The 22,693-nt window shown below is 35.3% G+C and carries 24 protein-coding genes; 6 read left to right on the top strand and 18 right to left on the bottom strand.

Annotated elements, in window-relative coordinates; translation table 11 throughout:
* Nucleotides 1–48: 48 nt before the first annotated feature.
* From F8B77_RS03570 to F8B77_RS03560, 3 genes are all read right to left on the bottom strand, one after another.
* The gene (locus F8B77_RS03570; RefSeq protein ID WP_151653784.1) at nucleotides 49–1,329 is read right to left on the bottom strand and encodes a hemolysin family protein; all 1,281 of its coding nucleotides are present in this window, start codon (nucleotides 1,327–1,329) and stop codon (nucleotides 49–51) included.
* Between the two features lie 192 nt (nucleotides 1,330–1,521).
* Nucleotides 1,522–2,073 carry a sugar O-acetyltransferase gene (locus F8B77_RS03565; protein ID WP_151653782.1) on the bottom strand — a complete coding sequence of 184 codons (552 nt, stop codon included), beginning with the start codon at nucleotides 2,071–2,073 and terminating at the stop codon, nucleotides 1,522–1,524.
* 108 nt (nucleotides 2,074–2,181) lie between these two features.
* Nucleotides 2,182–3,552 (bottom strand): MATE family efflux transporter, encoded by a 1,371-nt coding sequence (locus F8B77_RS03560; protein WP_151653780.1) that lies wholly within the window; start codon nucleotides 3,550–3,552, stop codon nucleotides 2,182–2,184.
* 204 nt (nucleotides 3,553–3,756) lie between these two features.
* On the opposite strand from F8B77_RS03560, the gene F8B77_RS03555 reads away from it, so the two are divergent.
* Nucleotides 3,757–4,200 (top strand): dCMP deaminase family protein, encoded by a 444-nt coding sequence (locus F8B77_RS03555; RefSeq protein WP_151654108.1) that lies wholly within the window; start codon nucleotides 3,757–3,759, stop codon nucleotides 4,198–4,200.
* A gap of 64 nt (nucleotides 4,201–4,264) precedes the next feature.
* Here the strand turns inward: F8B77_RS03555 and F8B77_RS03550 are convergent, their stop codons facing one another.
* Nucleotides 4,265–4,846 carry an acyl-homoserine-lactone synthase gene (locus tag F8B77_RS03550; protein WP_151653778.1) on the bottom strand — a complete coding sequence of 194 codons (582 nt, stop codon included), beginning with the start codon at nucleotides 4,844–4,846 and terminating at the stop codon, nucleotides 4,265–4,267.
* A gap of 235 nt (nucleotides 4,847–5,081) precedes the next feature.
* Here F8B77_RS03550 and F8B77_RS03545 point away from each other — a divergent pair, with 235 nt between their 5' ends.
* On the top strand, nucleotides 5,082–5,825 hold the full coding sequence (locus F8B77_RS03545; RefSeq protein WP_151653776.1) for a helix-turn-helix transcriptional regulator: 744 nt from the start codon (nucleotides 5,082–5,084) through the stop codon (nucleotides 5,823–5,825).
* A 61-nt stretch (nucleotides 5,826–5,886) separates the two neighbouring features.
* On the opposite strand, the gene luxG is transcribed toward F8B77_RS03545, so the two are convergent.
* The 6 genes from luxG to luxC form a co-directional block, all read right to left on the bottom strand.
* Entirely contained in the window at nucleotides 5,887–6,597 is a 711-nt protein-coding gene (luxG, locus tag F8B77_RS03540) for a flavin mononucleotide reductase LuxG (protein ID WP_151653774.1), read from the bottom strand.
* A 20-nt stretch (nucleotides 6,598–6,617) separates the two neighbouring features.
* Nucleotides 6,618–7,739, bottom strand: a complete 1,122-nt coding sequence (luxE, locus tag F8B77_RS03535; RefSeq protein WP_151653772.1) for a long-chain-fatty-acid--protein ligase LuxE — start codon at nucleotides 7,737–7,739, stop codon at nucleotides 6,618–6,620.
* 73 nt (nucleotides 7,740–7,812) lie between these two features.
* Nucleotides 7,813–8,793, bottom strand: a complete 981-nt coding sequence (gene luxB / locus F8B77_RS03530) for a luciferase subunit beta (protein WP_151653770.1) — start codon at nucleotides 8,791–8,793, stop codon at nucleotides 7,813–7,815.
* A gap of 40 nt (nucleotides 8,794–8,833) precedes the next feature.
* Complete coding sequence (gene luxA, locus F8B77_RS03525; RefSeq protein ID WP_151653768.1) at nucleotides 8,834–9,898, bottom strand: luciferase subunit alpha; 1,065 nt, start codon at nucleotides 9,896–9,898, stop codon at nucleotides 8,834–8,836.
* Between the two features lie 39 nt (nucleotides 9,899–9,937).
* Nucleotides 9,938–10,861, bottom strand: a complete 924-nt coding sequence (locus F8B77_RS03520; RefSeq protein ID WP_151653766.1) for an acyl transferase — start codon at nucleotides 10,859–10,861, stop codon at nucleotides 9,938–9,940.
* Between the two features lie 15 nt (nucleotides 10,862–10,876).
* Nucleotides 10,877–12,313 (bottom strand): long-chain-fatty-acyl-CoA reductase LuxC, encoded by a 1,437-nt coding sequence (gene luxC / locus F8B77_RS03515; RefSeq protein WP_151653764.1) that lies wholly within the window; start codon nucleotides 12,311–12,313, stop codon nucleotides 10,877–10,879.
* 210 nt (nucleotides 12,314–12,523) lie between these two features.
* On the opposite strand from luxC, the gene F8B77_RS03510 reads away from it, so the two are divergent.
* A complete protein-coding gene (locus F8B77_RS03510; protein ID WP_151653762.1) occupies nucleotides 12,524–13,264 on the top strand; it encodes a LuxR family transcriptional regulator in 741 nt (246 codons plus the stop codon).
* A 69-nt stretch (nucleotides 13,265–13,333) separates the two neighbouring features.
* On the opposite strand, the gene F8B77_RS03505 is transcribed toward F8B77_RS03510, so the two are convergent.
* Nucleotides 13,334–14,146 carry a mechanosensitive ion channel family protein gene (locus F8B77_RS03505; RefSeq protein ID WP_151654106.1) on the bottom strand — a complete coding sequence of 271 codons (813 nt, stop codon included), beginning with the start codon at nucleotides 14,144–14,146 and terminating at the stop codon, nucleotides 13,334–13,336.
* Between the two features lie 178 nt (nucleotides 14,147–14,324).
* The gene (locus F8B77_RS03500; RefSeq protein WP_151653760.1) at nucleotides 14,325–14,519 is read right to left on the bottom strand and encodes a hypothetical protein; all 195 of its coding nucleotides are present in this window, start codon (nucleotides 14,517–14,519) and stop codon (nucleotides 14,325–14,327) included.
* Nucleotides 14,520–14,836: 317 nt separating this feature from the next.
* On the opposite strand from F8B77_RS03500, the gene F8B77_RS03495 reads away from it, so the two are divergent.
* The 3 genes from F8B77_RS03495 to F8B77_RS03485 are packed head-to-tail and all read left to right on the top strand — an operon-like array spanning nucleotide 14,837 to nucleotide 17,175.
* On the top strand, nucleotides 14,837–15,574 hold the full coding sequence (locus F8B77_RS03495; protein WP_130043571.1) for a nucleoside recognition domain-containing protein: 738 nt from the start codon (nucleotides 14,837–14,839) through the stop codon (nucleotides 15,572–15,574).
* The gene (locus tag F8B77_RS03490) at nucleotides 15,574–16,041 is read left to right on the top strand and encodes a YjiG family protein (RefSeq protein WP_130043570.1); all 468 of its coding nucleotides are present in this window, start codon (nucleotides 15,574–15,576) and stop codon (nucleotides 16,039–16,041) included. The genes F8B77_RS03495 and F8B77_RS03490 overlap by 1 nt, the downstream gene beginning before the upstream one ends.
* A gap of 9 nt (nucleotides 16,042–16,050) precedes the next feature.
* Nucleotides 16,051–17,175, top strand: coding sequence for a M20 family metallopeptidase (locus F8B77_RS03485; RefSeq protein WP_151653758.1), 1,125 nt, complete (start codon nucleotides 16,051–16,053; stop codon nucleotides 17,173–17,175).
* A gap of 113 nt (nucleotides 17,176–17,288) precedes the next feature.
* Here F8B77_RS03485 and F8B77_RS17480 read toward each other — a convergent pair whose 3' ends face one another.
* The 6 genes from F8B77_RS17480 to F8B77_RS03460 all read right to left on the bottom strand — a co-directional run bounded on the left by F8B77_RS17480 (nucleotide 17,289) and on the right by F8B77_RS03460 (nucleotide 22,693).
* On the bottom strand, nucleotides 17,289–17,459 hold the full coding sequence (locus tag F8B77_RS17480) for a hypothetical protein (RefSeq protein WP_167512749.1): 171 nt from the start codon (nucleotides 17,457–17,459) through the stop codon (nucleotides 17,289–17,291).
* Between the two features lie 32 nt (nucleotides 17,460–17,491).
* Nucleotides 17,492–18,262 (bottom strand): hypothetical protein, encoded by a 771-nt coding sequence (locus F8B77_RS03480; protein WP_151653756.1) that lies wholly within the window; start codon nucleotides 18,260–18,262, stop codon nucleotides 17,492–17,494.
* A complete protein-coding gene (locus tag F8B77_RS03475; protein WP_167512748.1) occupies nucleotides 18,262–19,215 on the bottom strand; it encodes an LPP20 family lipoprotein in 954 nt (317 codons plus the stop codon). Before F8B77_RS03475 ends, F8B77_RS03480 begins: the two co-directional genes overlap by 1 nt.
* A 1-nt stretch (nucleotide 19,216) precedes the next feature.
* A complete protein-coding gene (locus F8B77_RS03470; protein WP_151653752.1) occupies nucleotides 19,217–20,377 on the bottom strand; it encodes a transglycosylase SLT domain-containing protein in 1,161 nt (386 codons plus the stop codon).
* Between the two features lie 4 nt (nucleotides 20,378–20,381).
* On the bottom strand, nucleotides 20,382–20,996 hold the full coding sequence (locus tag F8B77_RS03465; RefSeq protein WP_151653750.1) for an LPP20 family lipoprotein: 615 nt from the start codon (nucleotides 20,994–20,996) through the stop codon (nucleotides 20,382–20,384).
* Between the two features lie 68 nt (nucleotides 20,997–21,064).
* Nucleotides 21,065–22,693 carry a hypothetical protein gene (locus tag F8B77_RS03460; protein ID WP_151653748.1) on the bottom strand — a complete coding sequence of 543 codons (1,629 nt, stop codon included), beginning with the start codon at nucleotides 22,691–22,693 and terminating at the stop codon, nucleotides 21,065–21,067.

Genomic DNA, 22,693 nt, shown 5'->3' with positions numbered 1-22,693 from the left:
CGATATATTAATCGCAGTAATTCTTTTGATACTGGATCTATTCTATTTTTAAATAAGAGTAACTCTTACTTTACTTGCTCTATTATTATCAATTGATAGTACTTCAAAATTCCAACCTTGATGCTGAACAGAGTCACCTACCGCAGGAACATTACTCGTTAGCCACATGAACATACCCGTTAGTGTTTGATAATCACCTTCTTTTTCTTCAGGTAAACTTCCTAAATTCAACGTGCCTTTCAATACTGTAGTTGGAATAGAACCATCTAAAATCCATTCTGTTTCTGATACTTGATCAGTCCATGCATCATTTGGATTTTCAGATTTAAACTCACCAGCTAATGCTTCTAGTAGATTCTTTTGCGTAACAATCCCTTGTGCGTCGCCATATTCATCAACAACCAAAGCGATTTCTTCGCCTGTTGTTTTCAATAACTCCAATAATTCACTGCCGTACTTGTTCTCTAAGATAGTCAAACAAGGTAATAAGTTACGCATCAACCATTTGGTTCGGTGCTCTTGATGCGCTGCTTTTAGCAAAAATCGTGACGTAGTAAAACCAAGTACATTGTCCATACCGCCACGCGTTACTGGGTAAATAGAGTATTCTGAGCGCAGTAACTTAGGTAAGTTTTCATCCCATGATTGTTCCGTATCGAAATAAACTAATTCATTTCTTGGGATCATTAAAGAAGCGACTCGTCGATCATCTAATTGGAGAATATTACGTACCATGCTGTGTTCATTTTTTTCAATAACACCTTGCTCAGATCCCTCAGAAAGTAACGCATGAATATCATCTTCTGTAATTGAAGCTTCATCACTATTTGAGCGCCCAAGTAGACGCAAAAGCGCATCGGTTGAAATAGACAGTAAGAATACAAATGGTCGAGAAATAGAGGCCAGTAAACTGATCAACGGTGCAATTAACGTTGCTATACGCTCGGCGTGAAATTGGGCAATACGTTTTGGAACCAACTCACCAACAACGATTGAGACATAAGTGATAATCACAACAGTCGACATCGTAGAAATGGTTGATGCTAAGCTCGCAGATAGTCCAAATGACATGATAAAGTTTGAGATAGGGCCAGAGAACGCGGCCTCACCTAAAATACCATTTAAGATACCAATACCAGTAATACCAATTTGTACGGTAGATAGGAATTGAGTAGGTTCTTCACCTAATTTTATCGCTTTAGCGGCTGACTTACTGCCTTCTGAAGCCAGTTTTTGTAGTCGACTCTTTTTTGCTGTCATGAGTGCAATCTCAGACATAGCAAACACACCATTAATCACAATCAGAAAAAGTAATATGGCAATATCCAATGTAAACCTCGAATTAATAAAATAATGAAAATCAACATAACGTATGCTGAAATTTTCTATTCTTATATTCCTGATTTACAAGAAGGTCAATCATTATATTGAACTATTTTTAAACAAGAATCTTAATACATATACATAGAAACAATCTGAAACAATTCATAACCAATGGTTCATTACTTTATATATTAATTGCTATTTTTGATTTAATATTTTAATAAATTTAGCAGGAGAACCACCATATAAGCAGTCTGGTGGTACATCATGATTAACCACTGAGTTTGCAGCAATTACAGAACGAGCACCAATAGTTACGCCTTGATTAATAACCACACTTCCTCCTATCCATACATCATCTTTAATGACGATAGGCTTACAGAAGGTTTCCCAACGGCGGCGGCTTTTGTAGTCTAATGAATGGGAAGCTGTATAAAACTGAGCATTTGGGCCAATTAATACATGATTTCCAATGGTAATTTCAGCACCATCAAGCATGGTTACATTCATATTAATAAAGGTATCGTTACCTATTGAAATTGTCTTTCCAAATTCACAAAAGAAAGGCACTTGAATAAAACTGTTTCCAAATTCCTTAAATACATTAGGCAAAATGGCTAGCTTGTCTTCTGTTTCAACACTTTGATTAAATTTTTGGAGGTGTTGTTGCGTTTGATTACGGATAGCATCGATCTCAGGATCGGCGCCATTAAATTCTTGTCCACTTTTCATTTTTTCAAATTCTGTCATCGTAATCCCCTAGAAGCACAAATCGAATAGACCAAGTAATGTCTATTCGATTGAATTTATAAAAAAAGAGTAAACCTTCGTCTAAAAAACTTCCTATTTTAACGAGGTTTAATGACTCATTACTGATGACGATGCTACCGATAGTGGTTTAATCAACTTCTGAGCTTTCAAATGTTTCCACACCATTGGTGCAATGCAGATAATCAGAGCAATATTAGAGATAGGCATCGCTAACCAAACTCCATCAATTCCAAACCATTTTGGAAGTATCAGCAAGAAAGGCAGTTGTATAATAATATTACTCATTGAGATCACCATTGCTTTTTTGCCTTCATTCACCGATAAGAAGTAGATAGTAACAAGAACAATAATCCCATCTAAGAACATAGCAAACAGGTGATAGCGGATACCAACAATGGTTTCAGCTATTAATGACTGATCGCCATTAGTAAATAAAGCAGTTGTAAGCTCTGGTGAAATATTTAAAATTGTCACCCAAGCCACCCCTGTAATGGTTACCCATTTAAGCGCAAGTTTAAAGATTTGGTATACCTTCTTATTTTCTTTTGCTCCGAAATAGTAGCTAATTGGTGGTTGAGCGCCTTCCGCAATACCCTGTGCAAGAAGGTAATACAGCATGAATAGATAACCAACAATGGCATAAGCCCCCACTGTGGTTGCTGATCCATAATGCATCATTAACGCATTATGCATTGCCACAACAAAGCTACCATATAAATACATTACTAATGCTGATGAGCCCAAAGCTAAAGACTGCTTAGCTTTATTTAACGAGAATACAACATCTTTTAATATTATCTGAATACTTGAGCGCTTAGTAAAGAAGTAACCTATACCAAAGACTGTGACAAATGACTGAGCGATTAATGTCGCCAATGCTGCACCAGAAAGGCCCAGTCCCATCACACCAATAAATACATAATCTAAGACAATATTAACTAATGCACCGATCACTAATAAGAACGTCGCTACATTTGGTGATTCATCATTTCTAACCAACATAGGTAATGCTGTTGCACAGGCAGTAAAAAAGCCACCAAACATTAATACATTAATGTAATCCATTGCATAAGCAAAGTTTTGTCCTTCAGCCCCTTGCGCAGACAAAATATCTTTAGCAAATAAAACAATAAAGAAGATAGCTATCGCACTTAAAATAGCTAGTAGCCAAAAACCCGTAGTAAGTGCTACTTTTGTTTTTTCTAACTTATTTTCACCACGATAAATAGACATTACACTGCCTGTGCCCATGCCTATCATTACGCCTATTGCGCCTAACACACAAATAGCAGGCCATGCCATATTTATGCCCGCAAGGCCTTCAAAACCGATGTAGTGACCAACAAAGATCCCATCGATAATCTGATACAGTCCACTCACCACCATTGCTGCAATAGAAGGGATAGCATAACGCCAAAAAGTACGAGTGATGGATGAATCTGCATGAAATGTTGTCATATTTTACCTCAGTAACAACAAAGAATTTCGCGAGTATATGGCAGAAATAATGATTGAAGAAGTTAGTATCCATCCGATTTTAAGATAGTTAACAAGTTATTATTGCGGATTGCTGCTTTAGACTTATTGACACCTAAAAACTATGTTATAAGCTTATGAAATAGATAAAATTATTCTTTTGAATAAAGAAAAAAAGGGCAAATGATGGTTTCTAAATGGGCAAAACGATTTTTCCAAATGGCTGAGCTGGTCGGTTCCTGGAGTAAAGATCCATCAACTCAAGTAGGTGCAGTGATCACCAAACACAACCGTATTGTTTCTGTCGGTTTTAATGGTTATCCACATGGCGTATCAGACAGTGCTGATACGGATGAGCGTGAACTGAAATATTTAAAAACCTTACATGCCGAAGAAAATGCGATTTTATTTGCTAAACGTGATTTAGAAGACTGCGATATATGGGTAACTCATTTTCCTTGCCCTAACTGCGCAGCAAAAATCATTCAAACGGGTATTTCAAAGGTATATTGCCCAGAGCAGACCGACGATTTTTTATCTCGCTGGGGAGAGAAGATCCAGATCAGTCAAGATATGTTTTCTCAAGCTGGTGTAGAGGTGACATGGTTGCCATTGGAGGCACTGAAATAAAAACACCGGATAAGCGTATTACTTATCCGGTGTTTTTATATAGCCAACTTACGTTATTATATTATTAATTTAAAACTGCTTTTTTAAATTCTTCATTAATAGGCATTATTATAACTACTGACTTTGTTTCTCCTAGCAAATGAACTTGTTCGTCGCCTATACGATAGTAAGGGACTTTGATTCTCTTTAAAAAGCGCTCTATAGCCGTAGATGTTACTGTTACGTACTCGGTAATACCATGATTTATAGCATGTATATAGATTGCTTCAAAAAGCTTCATCGTTATTTCACTTGCTGATTCATTCATTTTAGAGCTGTGCTTTCCAACTGCAAAACGACTTAATTCTACAATACTAGATGCATTTGGAGCGACTTGCTCACCAAGTAATTCAGGGAATACTGTTTTTAACATGTAGTCACCTGTTGTTGGCAATAAACGCCAGCATCCATTTACCTTTTCAGTATCATCACACGCGTATATATACGCTGCTTCTGAGTTATCAAACTGATCATATTCAAAGTCATTATCTGAAAGTAAATCCCACTGTAATCGTTGCTTAAATACTTGATAACGTAAACTCAATATTCCCATGTATTCATGGTTAGGTATGGTAGTAAATTCAGATTTTTTTATCCTTATTGTCATCCTGACTCCCCCTTATCTTTTGCGCAACTATAGCAAGCAAGTTTAATTCTTAAAACCTGTACAATCCTACAGGATAGATAATTAACTCAGAGGCTCAAGATCACAATTAATGTGTGAAGGCTGCCCGATTTATAATGAAATTTCCTCACAGATTATTCTGATTAATGCTATATAACTCATTAATATCTAATGAGTAAATAATCGCTGTTATACCGTAGGAGATAAGGAAGGAAAATTGAATACCAAGAAACTAAACACAACATTAGAACTCATCAATAGCATCCAACTGTCTCAAACAAAAAATAACATAAGATCATGCCTAGAAGAATTAACTAAATCACTTAATTGTGAGTATTATTTATTCGCTATTATTAACCCTAAGTCCATGATCAAATCTGATGTCAAAATTTTAGATAATTACCCATTATATTGGCGAAACTATTACGACGAAGCAAATCTTATCACAGATGATCCAATTGTTGATTATAGCTCTTCTCATCACTCTCCCATTAATTGGAGCATTTTTGAAAAACAAACCAAAAAAAATACTAAAGTAAATGTTATTGAAGAGGCTAAAATCTCTGGGTTGTACTCTGGATTTAGCTTCCCTATTCATACCCACAATGGGGGATTTGGTATGATCAGTTTTGCCAACTCTGAAAAAGACAAGCATATAGACAAACTTTTTCTTAATGCTTGCATGAATGTCCCTTTAATTCTTCCTTCGCTACTCGATAGCAATAAACGAATAACTGAAGACAATCAGCAAGAAAATATCAACTTAACAAAGCGAGAGAAAGAATGTTTAATTTGGAGTTGTGAAGGGAAAAGTACATGGGAGATTTCAAAAATATTAAACTGTTCAGAGCGAACAGTTACCTTTCACCTAACGAATTCTCAAATAAAGCTCAGTGCAAATAACCGTTGCCAAAGTATCTCAAAAGCTATTTTAACAAGATCAATGAGCCCTTTGTATTAAAGAATACTCTGGCTACTAAATATTACTGTAGCCAAAGTATTAGCATCTGATAGCGTCTTAATCAAAGGTAAGCAAATGCATCTGCAAACATCTGCTCTGATCTGGCTTTTTTCTCAGATATTAATTGTTCTTTCGCAGCTTTAGCCATCATAAATGGTCCACATACGTAAATATCAAATAATGTAAGATCAGTAAAATCCTCCATCACTGCATTTAAAACTGTTCCTCTTTTTCCTAACCACATGTTTTCGCAATCTTCGAGCACAACGGGAACATAGTGTAAATTATTATATTTTTGTGATAATGCTTTTAGCTCTTCATCCGCATATAAATAATCTCTATTTTTTACTCCCCAATAAAGATAAATAGGCTGCATCAACTTTCTATTTAAACAGTTTTTAAGGATACTATTGATATAAGATAATCCAGTGCCACCCGCTATTAATAATAAAGGATTAGAGCTATCCTCTCGCAACCAAGCATCACCATGAGGGGCATCTATTTCAAAATTAATTTTTTTCTCAAACACATTTAAGAAAAATTCAATTATATTGAATGCACTACTTTCATCGGAACTACCAATATGTAATTCAATACTTCCAATATCTGTAGGGCAATTAGCAATAGAAAATGGCTGTTTTTTATTATCTTCTATTTTAATAAAAATATATTGCCCAGCTTTAAATACAATAGGGTGGTCTGGTGTTACCTTTACTTTATATATATTTTTATTTACGGATTCTATTTTTGACACCTTACAATTAACCAACATATACGCTCCTTATAATAAATCTATTTCATTGCTGTTGTCATAGATAGAGCACAGCCTTTTTGAGCTCTCGTTTGTAATCTTCTTACAATCTCAATCGTTGTACCAGGGTATGGATCTGGCGCTGTAATATTATGAATAATACCAATGTCATCCGTCAGAATAAACGCGGGGTAACCTGTAGATGAAGCGTCCATATAACTCAATAAACCTATCTCCCCATCAGCAACAGGTTCCAATGTTTCCGGATCTAATGCTCTTGCATAAACCCAAGGAGGTACATGCTTTCGCTGATATTCATCTTCAAAAAAACAAGTATTTAGCTCAACTTGGTTAAATGTATCACGAATCTGATTCACATCACTTAATTGAAAAGTATTCATCAAAATTTGATTAAATTCGTCTCGATTTAATGAATCACTTTGGTTTGATTTCCACCCACCACCAGTAATAATATACAATCGACTACCAGCATTAAACTCAATACGATTTTCTTTCATATACTGGCATAAAAGATACACAAAATAAGGCGGACCAATTAAACAGATATCTTTTTTTGTATGATAAATACGGAGTAAGTTATCAATTGTTTTCTCAAAGTTAATTTTATCATCACTAACTGTAAATTCTGTCGGATATAACAATTCAACTAAGCTCATCACATATTTAAACCAAACATTGTTAGTATTAAAACGATCTGGTCCTAGATTTACTAACTCCATTTGATGATCAAACCAATCTCCAACATATTTCATACCAAAATTAACCGATCCAAGCAATCGTTCAATACTGAGTCGATCACGACCGATATAACTTTTAACACCACTGGTTCCACTACTTGTATACCAGTTTTCTATTTCATTCTCATCTGCAGTATGTACTTTCAATTGTTTAAAAACAGATGTTGGGAACACGGGAATATCATCGAGATTATGAATGTTTTCATTTACATGTTGAGTGATACAATAATTTCGATAAGTTTCATTTCGATTATAATGAAAGTGAAATGCTTCCCTCACCAACCTATCTTGGATTATTTGTTGTTCTTTAAATTCCCATTCTTTTGGTGAGCTCATAAATATAAGATCATCTATCTCTGAACTTGCTATAATATTATTCTTTGCAATAGTTACTTGAATTTCCATATATAATCCATATTATCAATATAATAACTAGTTTAAAAAATAACGACAGCGTTAATCTGTCATTATTTTATTATCATGCAAGGTTTTTATGTATTTTCTGATTTACCATATCAATAACAGCCTTAACATTATCTTGACTTCCCATTGATTCAAACGATAAAAGAATATTTTTAGCTCCTGTTTTTTCTATTGCTAATTTAGTCGAATCATAATAATTGAAATCTGTTCCAACTGCATTTTCTTCAATTATGGAATTAATCTTTTCTAACGGGTTAATATTTGGATATGTTTCTATAATATAACTTTCCAAATATTGCCTAGCCTCTTCACGAGCAATATCTCCATCAACATTCAAATTAACAATAATCGTTAATTGATGATCTACTTCTGAAACATCGATACCGTAATGTTCTGCTGTATTATTATAAAGAGTCGCGTAGCTTTCTTTTACAGCAAGGCTATCTTCCCATTTAAATATTAAAGGCAACGATTTTTTAGCAGCCCATACAACAATGTCGTTACTGGTAGCTGTAACATACTGTTTAGGCCCATTTACACTAAAACAATGAGGGTTTATTGACACTTTAGGAAAGTCAAAAAAATCATTTTGCGCATGGCAATAACCAGTGATTAAAGCTTCATTAATTATGTCATAACATGCCTCAAATTGTTGCTGCTTAGAGGGGATATGACGCTTAAAAAATTCCATTTCAAAATTACTTTCGCTATCGCTCAGTCCTAATATAAAGCGTCCTTCAGACATTTGGTCTAATAAACTTGCTTCCTCAGCAATTCGAACCGGGTGATGAGTAGTAATAACTTGATTTAATGACCCTATTTGAAGTTGAGTTGTCATTCCCAATAAAAAACCTGCAGCTGTAATTGGTGCACCTACAATACCATTTGTCGAAAAGTGGTGTTCATTAACAAAGACGGTATCAAAATGATATTTCTTTGAATCAATGAACGACACGGTATTTACCATATTATCTAAAACATCTTCTGAAGTAGCGTTATTATTTTGGAAGTTAAGAAAAAATAAGCCAAATTTCATAATAAATATCCTTGTTGTATTTAATACCATGTATAAACAATTACTTTGGGTCTTTCAGGAAAGGAGCAACTTGTTTCATAAATCGCTCCATCGATGCCACGATTTCTTCTTCACTGCCATTAGCTTCAAAACCACAAGTAATATTGCTAATACCTGTTGCATCAATATCACGTTGGATAATTGCAATACATTCCTCAGGAGTCCCTACGGGGTTTATTTCATTGCTATAATCGACTCGTCTATTTGTATTAGTATGACCTTGTAAAACAAAATCACGCCATTGTCCTTTATGATAGTCATAGCCACGAGTTTGATTACTATCTTTAAAGATGTTGGTAGCATTAACATATGAATCGTACCAATTAGTTAAAAATATTCGGCACACTTCACGCGCTTTATCTCCAACATCGTCAACAGAGCATATAAATGTCATTGAATGATCTATTTGAGTAATATCATGACCATGCTCCAAAGCTATTTCATTATAGAGCTCCATTTGAGCCTTCTTTTCATTCGTTCCGATGATCCAACTAAGAACCATAGGTAACCCCTGTTTTGCTAGCCATTCGGTCGTACTAGCTGACTCAGCAGTCATACATGTCGGAACTTTTTTTGAATATACTTTAGGGTAGATATTAACTTCTGGAAACTCAATATGCTCACTGTTTGAACTTATTTTTCCCGTTTCTAAACTCGTCATGATCATATTATGAAAATTTTGAGTTATACCACGTGAGTCTTCCATATTGACACCAAAAACACGAAAGTCTTTATGATACAAACCTCGAACAACCCCAAAATTAAAACGACCTTTAGATAATTGATCTAGTAACAATACATCTTCTGTTTGTCGCACGGGATGTGCTGTTGGAATCACTACACCCATTGTTCCAACATTTAATGTTTTCGTGCGACCAAGTAAATTTGCCGCCGCAACAAACAGATTGCCAGTGAGACCGAATTCAGTAAAATGGTGCTCAAGAGTCCAGTAGGTATCAAATCCAAGCTCTTCAGAGGCAACCCCTAGTCGAACAAAACGATCCATTACTTGCTTATGTGTTTCACCTGGTGGCTGATATGAGAAACAAATATTTCCAAACTTCATAGTATCTTCCTTTACTTTTATATAATGAGTTATCTAACTTTACGCAAGTTCGAGAGATTCATTTTCAATTTGATTTTTTAATCGACGCTCTTTTACCGTTACACTTGTTATGTCTTCAAATTTCGGCTCTATAATTTCGACATCAAGGTCTACCGACTGACAGTCTAAAGCGATGGCCGCTTTCGTCACTGATTGATAGAAATTTCTTAGCACTACTAAGTTTTCCCCTAAGTCATGAGAGCTACCAATTAAAGAATACAATTTAGCTTTCTTTGAATTAATGTTATTCATAAGCTCCAATACTTCATTCTGTTTGACCCAATTATCATCATTAGCAGTAAAAGCAATAAATGGAATATTTATGCCTTTTACTTTATTTATTGTCGAGCCTAATGTGTCCCAGTTATATTTAAAGCAATCAGTCACAAATATTTCTGAGCCCAAATTGTGCCCTTCAAAATCCAGATCTTCAGGCAACTCTTCAATAGCTAATTGCAGATAATCATATTTTAAAGCTCTCTCCAACGTATCTCGCAAATTAACAACACCGACAGCCGTAACTAAAAACGACAAATCAATTTCATTAACAACTTCATAAGCAATTCGAGCAGATAGACTGGCTGCAATCAGGCCTAACTTATTAATATTTCGACCGTTAAGCCACTCAATAACGGTAAGTAAACTCTCTTTACCTATCGACATAGAGAACTCATTAATATTACCGCTACTTAAGCCTACGTGGTGAAGTGAGTCATAGCGAATTACACGAAAACCATTGCAAGATAAATATTCAGCTAAACCTGCAAAATGGTCCATGCGACGGGCAAAACCAGATGCAATCAAAATCGTATTATTCTTTTTAATTGTATTTTCTTTTGGTAATGTTTCCCAAACTCGAATCACCTTACCATTATCAAGCGGAATGACATGATCTATTGTTGAGGTATTATTTATATTTTCCATATAATTTCCTTTTTATTACGGGACAAAGACTAAAAATTTGTCTTCTTCTAAATAGCGAGTTTGCTCTATTTTTATAGCTACATCTTTTGTTGTATAAGTGTGTGGTCTTTCTTGAGATACATATTTGACAAGACGTTGAAGTGGACGCATTCCATCATGAGAGCCACCAACACGAAACACATTATTCATACCCGACTCTATAATGCGTTCCGCTCCGTATTGAGCAAGCTCATCTCTATATTTAAATGAAGACTCCCATGGTGCAATTGATACTGTTTGAGTTGTGTTTTTATTAATAAAAGGAAGTATATCTTCAAGGCAAAAAACTTGATGGATATATACTGAGCGAGATAATGGTTGATTACCAAATGCACCTAAAGGCGATTGAATCAGTAGCCAATTTTGATTTTTCCCTTTCTTTACTTGATAACCAGAAAATAAGCTTTCTTTCTCAGTTAAAGTAAAAGCTGCTTTTTCATCAAAATTCTGTAAGCCTTTCGGTAATATTTCTGCGTAAAAATTTAATTGTTTTTCTAACTCATTAATAAACAAATCCAATTGCTTACCTATGTAATAAATATTTTGTGTTGAGAAACATGCTTGTTGGTCATAAAAACAAATATCATGCGCAGCCCCTATTGCGGCAGCGGTTAGATCTTTAGGATCATCAATTATGGTTAAACTTTTCTTCGGCCCAAATTTCAAAATATCAATATGATGAGGAGAATGCTTTACTGCCCATTTAATGGCCTCATCCCCACCCCAAGCAATAACAACATCCGCATTATTCATTATTCTTTGTGGTAATGACATATCTTCACGGTGTGACCAGTACATGACCGACATAGAACGTGTAATTGGATGATCAGCATTTACATCAATAAAACTTGATACCAAAGCCGTTGCGGTAAAAGGGTCTGCCGCAGATGTTTTAATAATGCATTCATTTTTAGTTAGAACAGCCCGTAGAATAGAGGTCACCCCCGACAAAGGGACATTACCTGCTAACAAATGCACAGATTTACCTTTTGGCAGTGCTTTGATATAACAATCCCCTTGAGGCAACCATTCATCAGTAATGTGCAACGAGCCTAAATCATGTTGAACAATATCATATAAGGCACTTTTAGAGCATAGTAACATTGCTATCCAATTTGCTTCTAACTTAGCCATTTCTTCCGAATAACCAAGAAATTTCACCAAATCTCTAATATAAGTGCGTCGACGGTTATATTCTTCACTTTTCCATCGTTGTCCTACTGTATATAAAAAATTAATAATTTCATTTAATTTTAATGTATTTTTACTTCTATTTTTAATAATTAAATCAACACTATCGTGATCAAGAATAGAAAGATATACTTTGTTATGGTTAAATAACACCTCTCTTTCAGGTTGATCTGGTTTATCTTGAATTACACCTGAAATAATTATGGGTATATGCTTATTCATTATTTTCCTATATTTTAAATATGTAACTACATTATTTAATTACTTAGGGTTTAAAAAATAGCAAATCTACACCTGCATTAAACCTGCGCTATATTACAGGTAAAAATCAAATCGTGATCTAGATCACGGTACACATAATAAATAAACGTGAAATTTATTTTTCTGCTATATATAATTTAATTAACAATGATAGTCAGCTAGAGATAAAAAATGGGAAACTTAATTCAATGCAATACTATTAATATGGTAATTGACAAGATCAATAATTCAAAGAGTAACACTCACCTTAATCAATGTTTACATGATATTACTGATATTCTCGATTGTAATTACTATCTATTTGCTATTATTTCTAAAAAATCAATGATAAAGTCAGATATACTGATATTTGATAATTACCCAAAAAATTGGCGTAATCATTATGACAAAACCAACTTAATTAAACATGACCCTGTTGTAGATTATTGTTTTTCAAATCACTCTCCTATCCATTGGAATGAACTTGAAAAAAAAGAGCATAAATTAAATAAACCTAATGTTATTCAAGAAGCTCAAACATCAGGATTACATTCAGGATTTAGCTTCCCAATTCATTCTATAAACGGAAGTTTTGGTGTAATTAGCTTTGCTCATTCAAGTAAAGAAAAAAACGTTAATCACGCTTTTCATACTGCCTGTATACACATCCCAACTATAATTCCAATCTTATTAGATAGCTTTCACCGAATTAATAAAAATAATACTAATAAAGATTTAACCAAAAGAGAAAAAGAATGCTTAGCGTGGGCATGTGAAGGGAAAAGTTCTTGGGAAATATCAAAAATACTAGGTTGTGCTGAACGTACAGTAACGTTTCATTTAGCTAATTCACAGACAAAACTTGATACAACAAATCGCTGTCAAAGTGTTTCAAAAGCTATATTGACAGGAGCAATTGACCCTATGTACTAATATAAATTATTAAATCATATATTGTATAGCTTGTACTTTCCTACAATGTAAAATACAGTAAATCATATTCTATATCGAACCTTTATCTACTTCTTTAGGAAAGCGTTCGTGATACATTTCCATAAAGTCTTGTCGAATTAACTGCTCTAAATGTGATGCTTTTTCTGTCGGGCAGAAAACCATATAATGCACTTTTTGATCGCCCATTGAGGTTGTAGATATATGGATATGAGGATCTGCCCCTGGCAAATCTACGCCAGCGTGTTTCTCAATCACACCATTATATCTCTTAGCCACTTCGATAAAATCTTCACAATGCACATCAATTTTTTGTAATAACTCAGGGATCATTGGATACAGATTATCAAACTCTCTCACACAGATAGAAAAGTTATGATAGACATAGCGCTTCATGAAATTGAGGTTTTTTACTGGGTAAGTAAAAAACATACTATTGGGAAGAGTGGCGGTTTTTCCGGTGTAATCGTATTGACCATGGTGTAAATCGATTTCTTGAATAACGGTTGCCATCATATTGTGTTCGATAACCTCACCACACAATGTACCGACTTCTATCCAATCACCAATTCGAAATGAACGCGAACTAGCACGTTGAATTGAACCAGTAAAACAAAGAATAATCTCTTTAGAAGCCACCACTAGTGCCACAGCGATCGCCGTAACTGATAAAGCAAATTCATTAATCTCTGATTGCCAAAGAATAAATAGAATAATAACAATAAAGGTGAATGAACCATTCTTTGTTCGTGAGATCCACTTTCGCTGATCTTCGGTTAAAAAAGGAATATCTCCTCTGATCCGTTTAACGGCATAATGGCGTAATAAAAAGATAAAGCTAATAATTAACACACTAAAAATCATTTTGTGTGTTAATAAAAAATCTATGACTAATAACAGTCTATCCACGTCTACCTCTTCTATTTAGCGCTGCTTTCTTAAATCAGCGGTAAATATCCCATAGGTAAGCGAGAATTTCATCCCTATTGCTCCATTTCCTCGAACTTGATTCACTTTATCTTAACCAACTTATCTTGATTGATTAATAATTCGTCAAATCTGAATATTCACCTTCAATTATTCTTGATTTTTTTCCTTCCGAACAATCCATTTTCTTGCTTTGTCTTTTTGACATAATAAAGCCAACAATACTCAATCCAACAGCAAAAAACAGACTTGAAACAAGAACAAAAAAGCCAACAAACAAAGCAACTATAGTTACAAATAACTGTTTCATATTTTTACTCGCTCTTATAAATGAAGTCTCACTCTATCAGCTCATTTCTGAACAGAAGATGAACAAGACTATCTTGAAAAAAAAGATTTATTAAACAACCCTCTACCAAAAATAACAAAATATGATTTTAAACAACAAATCAACAGAAAACTCTACAATTTCAGATAGATCACAAAATAATAATCTTCATATACAGAATATTACTTTTAGAAATAGTTATTGATACGTATCAAGTCCTATAAGCCAGATTAACGCACAATACCACTAAATAGTTAACCACTTACAATTTCTAATCTTAACTTTAAAACGAGGTAATTATGACTCAATCGACTGACAAAGATTCTAAAGTCGGTATTGGCAGCTACGTGGCTCTCGCCTTCGCTGTTGTATTTTTTTCTGGCTTAATGCAATCTAATGAATGGTACGGCGTACTCGACTTCACTACACTAAATGGTTCTTTTGGTAGTGTCGCTTATTCTGTTACTGAAACTGTAGATGGCGTTCAAGCGGCAACAACTTCTTTCCGTGGTAAAGGCGGTAGCGGTGCTCGTGACGGTTTCATCTTTGCATTAACTCTTATTCCTACCGTTATGTTTGCATTAGGTATGATCAACGTTCTTGAGCATTACGGTGCACTTAACGCAGCTCGTAAACTGCTTACACCTCTTCTACGTCCTTTAATGGGTATTCCTGGTAACTCTGGTTTAGCTTTAATCGCATCATTGCAAAGTACTGATGCGGGTGCGGCGATGACTCGTCAATTAAAAGACGAAAAGCATTTAACTAAGCGCGAAACTGATATCTTCACTATGTTCCAATTTACTGCTGGTGCAGCAATTGTAAACTTCTTCTCGTCTGGTGCGGTGCTATTTACATTAACGAATCCTGATGGTTCTTTAGCGGTTCCTTCTTCTATCGGCCTGGCTGTTGTTGTTATGTTTGCTTTCAAATTTGTTGGCGCAAACTTATTCCGTATTTACTTAAATATTACTGAAGGTAAAGAAGGCCAAGACGATGACAAACAAGACAAGAAAATGACTGAGGAGACAGCATAATGAGCGACGTTAAAGCAAAAAAACCAATGGTGACAGACATCTTCGTTGAAGGCGCTAAAAAAGGCTGGGTTATTGCCACTACTTCAACCGTTCCTAACGTACTAATGGCGTTTGTAATTATCAAGGCTCTTCAAATTACGGGTGCACTTGATTTAATGGGCTCTATCTTTTCTCCAATCATGGCTATCTTTGGTCTTCCTGGTGAAGCAGCAGCAGTATTAATTGGTGCTTGGATGTCAATGGGCGGCGCGGTTGGTGTGGTTATCACTCTGTTTGACCAAGGTATTCTTAACGGTACTCACATTGCGATTCTTGCTCCTGCGATTTACCTAATGGGTTCACAAGTACAATACATGGGCCGTATCATGGGTCCTATCGGCACTGAAGGTCGTTACCTTCCTGTTATGATTGCAATCTCGGTATTAAACGCATTCGGTGCAATGTTTGTTATGAACATGATTCTATAAGGATTTAAGATGAATTTTTCTCTAAACGATTATCTAGAAGAACTCCGTCCACTGATTGATGTGGATTGCGGTACTTACACGCTTGAGGGTATCGAATTTATTGCAAGCAAAATGGCAGCTAAATACGAAGCGATGAACGGTTGGTCTGTTAAACGTGTAGATTGTGGAAAAGCGGGCGTTGGTCTTGAAGTTCGCAATACGCCTGACGCTGATCATATCGATGTAATGATAATTGGCCACATGGATACGGTTTTCCCTGTTGGCACAGCGGCAGAGCGCCCAATGTCTTTGGATGCTGAAAAAGCGTATGGACCAGGCGTATCTGATATGAAATCTGGCCTATTAAACGTAGTTTATGCACTGCGTAATCTAGACCAAGCAGTATTAGATAAACTGTCTATCTGTGTATGTATGAACCCAGATGAAGAGACAGGATCGCTAGATTCAGTTGATTGGCTCCAAGAAACAGCTAAAAAAGCGAAAAATGTATTAGTTGCAGAAGCGGCTCGCGCTAATGGTGGTTTAGTTAAAGCACGTAAAGGCATGGCTAATTACAAAGTAACCTTCAGTGGTAAAGCAGCTCACGCAGGTAATGAACCAGAAAATGGCCGCAGTGCAATCACTGAAATGGCAAACTGGATCTTAGCCGCTAATGCAATGACGAACTTTGAGTCAGGTACGACACTGAACGTAGGTGTTGTTGCTGGTGGTGCTGGCGCTAACATCGTTCCTGATTCAGCAACCGCTGTGATTGATGTTCGTTTCTGGGATAACGCAGAATACGACCAAGTTGATACTACATTAAATGGTATGACTCAAACGCCGTTTGTTGATGGTGTTTCTATCAAGGTAGAGCGTGAAGCATACAAACCATCAATGGTGCCATCAGTACAAACTGAAGCATTAATGGCGATGGTTGAAGAATCAGCACAAGAGCTTGAAATCAGCATTAACTGGCAAGAAGTGGGCGGCGGCTCTGATGCTAACAACACGGCAATCTTAGGCGTTCCAACGTTAGATGGTTTAGGTCCTATCGGTGCAGGCTTCCACAGTGCTGATGAGTACTTATTACTTGAATCAATCGAACCACGTATTAAATTGTTAATGAGTGTGCTGACAAAATTGGCTAAGTAGCTCCCTATTTATTCATGATTGAAAATAAAAACAGCGAGCCTAGGTGCTCGCTGTTTTTTATTATTATGTTCGTTGCGAGCGCCACCAATCTACTCAAAAACCGTGTTATTTAATTAATTCTTAGCTTCTTCAAGCTTATCAATAATTAGGTCTTTGCCATCTTCTATCTTGTCTTGAACTTGTTCAAAAGCATCAGTATCCATAACACTTTCAATTTCATCTGAATAGTTCATTCCAAGATAGATACCGACACAGATAAATATAAATGCAAAAATTTTAAACATGACAAAACCTCTAATTAATAATTTAAAAAGCTCTATAAAATTGAGCTCAATAATTTGGCAGTACAAATCAAAATGATACTTGTAAGAATAATCACTACATAAAATGATAAGAAAACTGAAACCATATTCAAAATGATGGGTAATAACACTGAACTGATTGCTGATATACCAAGAGTAAACAATAACAATGAAATTAATAATACTAAAAATAGCAATCCATCTTTAACACCTTCAAAATCTGATGAAGAAGGTATCATGTGCGTAATAATAGATGATATAACAAACAACCAAATAAAATATTTGGCATTACTTTCTGTGAATAATATTACGTGTAAATCTACACTAGAAAACAGATTAGTGATGAATAACCCTATAATATCTGTAAACCTTGTGACTTCCTGTAATTCATTATAAATAGGCCTGTTGAATGAGGTGATATCTATTTCTGAAAATAGCAAGTTAGTAAATAAAACGCACAATGTTAAGCCTATATAGATTGGTGCTAGCCCAATGAATAAATTGCCTATTCTATGATAAACATTCCTTTTAGAGTAACTATGGTTAACATAACCCAATGTAGATGTACCATTAAACTGTAATAGCTTAATTTCATTTATTTTATGCCCGAATATCAAACATGCAATGGCATGTGATATCTCATGGGCAGGTACACCAATAAATGCAGTAACAAACCTAAGTTTTGGATAACCTAATCGTGTAAGTTTTGCTGTTGTATATAACTCAACTTGCCTCTGAATCAACAAAAGAAAGAAAAGAGTCACCAACCCTATAATTACTGGCATTATTTTATAGTTAACTCAGGTAAATTTGAACTTAGAAGGTAGTGTACTAAATTATTACCTTGATCAAAATAAGATGCAAATTTACTCGAAACATCACTCATAGCTGCTTTTTTTGAACCCGAACTACTACCAATAACTGATATTACTTTTGATGCAATAGCAGGGCTTCCCAAACTAATGTGTATTTTTACACTTTCAGTTCGGATCCCATTATTTTTACTTGTTGCACTATTTGAATTGAAAGTGACTAATTCACATGAAGACTCTGATTTTAGCTTTAAACCAGAGTTCTGAATCGCACTTTCAATCGATGGTTGTAGCATTTTTCTTTCAAAAGAAGAATGCCCTTTATATGTTACCGTCATACACATACTGTTTTTAAACGCATTGTGCTTATCTAGAATACTCATTACCTTATTGTATTCATTTTTAGCAATTTCAGATTCTGACATTATAGTTGTCGACTGAATGAGGTGTGTTTGCAAAGCTTCAGATGATTGGGTTATAGCTAGATAATCTGATAGATCAATTTCCTTTTCGCTTAATAAATAGTCAAATCGTTTTGATTGAGACCGAAGCGTATTTTCATACAACCTAATAACTTCAGTTTTATCCACACTGCCTTGAGCGTAGTAAATACCATGTTCTGCTTCTAAGTGTTTCCATGTGATTTTAGGTAATAAAATTGATTTATTTACCATTTTCGTGGATGATTTTGTTTCCATTGTTCCACTATTACCCACAGTTTTTATTGTTTCATTTAGACTGTTAGATATAGTAGAAGAAAGAGTAAATGAGATCTGTTTTATTGCCTCTTGTTTTGCTAACCCAATACTTTCACCTAAACCCGAACCTATATATTGGTTAGAATTAAGTTCTGGATTATCGTACCAAGATGGTGCAGCGATAACTAGACTAGGTAATAAACCTAAAAGAATAAATGCAATTCTCATTTTACATACTGCCTGCATTCAGCACTTTAGCGTAATACTCTCGTTTATCATTTACTTTCTTTAAGTAATCTCGTGCTTCTTCCGCAGGATGGCCTTTAGACAATTTATGATAAATCTCATCAGGGGTTAGTTTGTTTGCATTAACCGCTAATGATGATAATTTTGAATTTCGGTTACCATTAATTACTTTTGCTGCTGCACCAATTCCACCATTATATGAGATAATAGACAAATACAACCGTGACTGTTTATTATCAACTCGTTTTAAATAACGAGTGTCCAAAATATTTAGATAAGCAGTACCTATATCAATATTTAATTCTGGATTGAATAGTATTTCAGGGGAAAGTAATTGCTCTTTCCCTAAATAAATCTTAGTTACATCTCTACCCGCAGATGTCGGGACAACTTGCATTAAACCATAAGCAGGAATATGAGACTGCGCCATTGGGTTGAAATGACTTTCAGTATGCATAATCGCAAGGATTAATTCAGGTTCAACCCCCCACTTATCCGACGTTTTACTCACATGTGCCAAATAAATCATAGCTCGCTTAGCGACTTTATTCTGCGGTACGGCCATGCTAACACGAGTTACTTTCAACCCATTTTTCTGCGTGTAACTCGACTTTTTTTGTGCCATCAACAATTCTTTAGAGCTAACATCTGGTAGCACTTTCGCTTTTGATTCTATTTTATTAGGTTTGATTTTTGTCGCTGCTAATACACTATCTTTAGTATAGGCATTTGTTGTTGTTTGATTTTCTAGCTCAGAAACTTGGCCTTTAATGATTTTATTTATTTGTTCCTCTGAAAGATCATTACCAACAACCTCAACCACAACACTGCCGGTTTCAAAATCCACAGAACGTTTTACTTGATCATTATTAGAATATTGAACCCACTTTGATTTATTCGTCAGTTCTGGAATATCCCATGTTTTACTTAGTTTTTCTTTTGCTTTATTAAAAGCAGATAAATAAGCAGTCTTAGACTGTTCAAATTTATCTATATTCTCTTTTTTAGAGCTTTCAAAAGAAGAAAGCATACTCGCTTTCTTCTTTTCAAAAGCATCAACAGAATCAGACGCATGCACTACGGCTAAGCTCGAAAAACAACTTAAACCGATTACAAGTGATTTTACAAATTTAGCCGTAGTCATTGGATTACATACCTTCTAGTGCTTTAGCGATATCGTCAGATAACTGCTTATTTTGTGCAGGCGTTACATTAGTTGGTAAGGCGTTTGGTGCTTTCTCTTGTACAACCTCAAGCGCTAAATCAATATTCTGTTGTAACACGGCACGTGGCATACCTACATGAACATAAACATGACCATTTGGACCTGTCATCGTACGAATGATTTCAGTTCCTTTTAGTTCGAAATTAACTAATGCTTCTGAAACATCTTTAGTTGCACCAGCACCACCAGCTGCGCCATCAATACCTAACGTTCCGCTCGATGATTTAATCGTAGCAATTACATCCGTCTTAAACTGACCAGCAAGTGTTCTATTTGCATCTAAAATAGCTAACTGACGCTGATGAGCTACTCCACCTGATTTATTTGCACTTGAACCAGACGCCTGTTTTGCATACATTTCGCGGTTAGTATTTGGCTCACATTTCCATTTTGGAGCTGCTACTTCATAATATTCCCCACCAAAATTACACTCTAAATATGCAGGAGATTTCTCTACTACTGGCTTGCTTTCTTGTTGTGTTGACTGGCAACCAACCAAAGCCATTGCTACTACCGATAAAGCTAAGATCTTTTTCATTGTAATATCTCTTGGTTATTTAATTTTAGGGAGTGGTCACTTCCTGTTTTAATTTATGATTTGTTTGATTAAAAATCATCTTCATCAATTGTTGGTGCATTCAACAACGAACTACTATTAGATTTAAGCTTACTTGATGAAGTCGAGTAAGATGCAGAACTGCTCGTCGAATTAGATACATTTTCTATTTCTTGCTCTACATCATTAACCGATACAGATGATGTTTTTGACGTTTTAAGTTGCGTTTCTAAAGTTTTATGAACAGCTTGGCTTACTTTATTACTTTTATTTACGCTACTTGCGGCTTGATAAGCGGAATACTCCATCTTTAATGCTTCTGAAGCACTACTTGAAGAAATACCATAAGCTACAACATAAATCTTTTGTTGAGATATTGGATGTAAGACTGTTTTTGTAAATAGGGGTGATAAACCATTTACTTGACGGTTTTCTATTGATTGGCGCGTTGTTTCTGCAAAACTTGTTGCTATCGCGGTATGATCTTTTCCTTTCAAGTCACCAGAACGAGTTTGCATCGCTATTTCAGCTTGCTTTTGAGTTTCGACATCAGCATATAATGCCATCGCAGCCTCTTTTTTAGCCATCAAGTCTGCAATTCCTTTATTTTTACGAACTAATGAAGATGAACCTTCAACAGGCATTGAATACGCACCAATAAACCAACGATCCCCATTTTTATCAACGTACTGTCTAGGGCCTACTAGCGTTGCTGCTTCCTGTGATTTCAGCCAATCCTGTACAGTTAATGCTTTTTTAGGTTTTAACGTAACCGCCTCGCCAGTAACAATTGCTTTAGCTGCTTGCTCTAATTTAGGACTCCAAACCATCAATGTAGATACTTCATACTTTTCTTCCTCAGAATTCCAAGATTCAGCTTGAAGTAATACAGATGCCCCCATGATTGGTGCTTTTGCCAAAGTTTCAACACGACTTGATGATTCTAGTTTTGTCTTGCCTTTAATTGCGCTAGCTTGTTTCATGATCTCAGACATTTCTGTCTGTGCTTCAACATAACGCTGCTTTGCCTTTTGATACTTCTTAACTTTTTTTTCTTCAAGCTTTCCTGCGCTGTATGATTCATCAATTTTTTTAATTAATGCGTCTATATAAGCATCACGGCGATCTTGCCAAGTAACACCTTTTAATTTTTCTGCTTCAGTTGCATTAACTTCTGCTAATAATTTCTCTAATGTTCGCTGTTGGGCTTCTACTTTTTTATTTAATTTTACATATTGTGCATTCAATTCAGCGTGAACGTCAGTGCCGGGAGCAGTTAGCTGGTCAACTGCACTCATTTGGGTACGCATGAATTCAACCATTTTCGCTTTTGCGCCCATAGTTGCCATCATTGCGTATTGAGAGCGTTTAGTAATAAATGAATCATCATAAGTCGGATCTTCAGAGTCAAACATCTCTGTGTTGACAACAAACAGACGCTTTTTCTTAGCATCCCAACCTTGACTCCAGCCTTTTTTATTTAATTCATCTAAAATTTGCTGCTCTGCTGAAACGTAGGTTTCCTCATTAATTTCAGCTTGAACAAAGGGTTCTTCTACCATTGCTGATACCGCTTCTAACGCAGGGGAGTCAGCTTTAGGAATAAAGTCCTCAGCTATTACATTACTTGATAATGCTAAACTAATTACAATAGCCAAAGGTGTTAGAATTTTTTTCAT

The organism is Aliivibrio finisterrensis, from assembly GCF_008933155.1.
Classification (GTDB): domain Bacteria; phylum Pseudomonadota; class Gammaproteobacteria; order Enterobacterales; family Vibrionaceae; genus Aliivibrio; species Aliivibrio finisterrensis.
The sequence above is the reverse complement of the archived record's forward strand: the minus strand, read 5'-3'. Positions and strand labels throughout refer to the sequence as shown.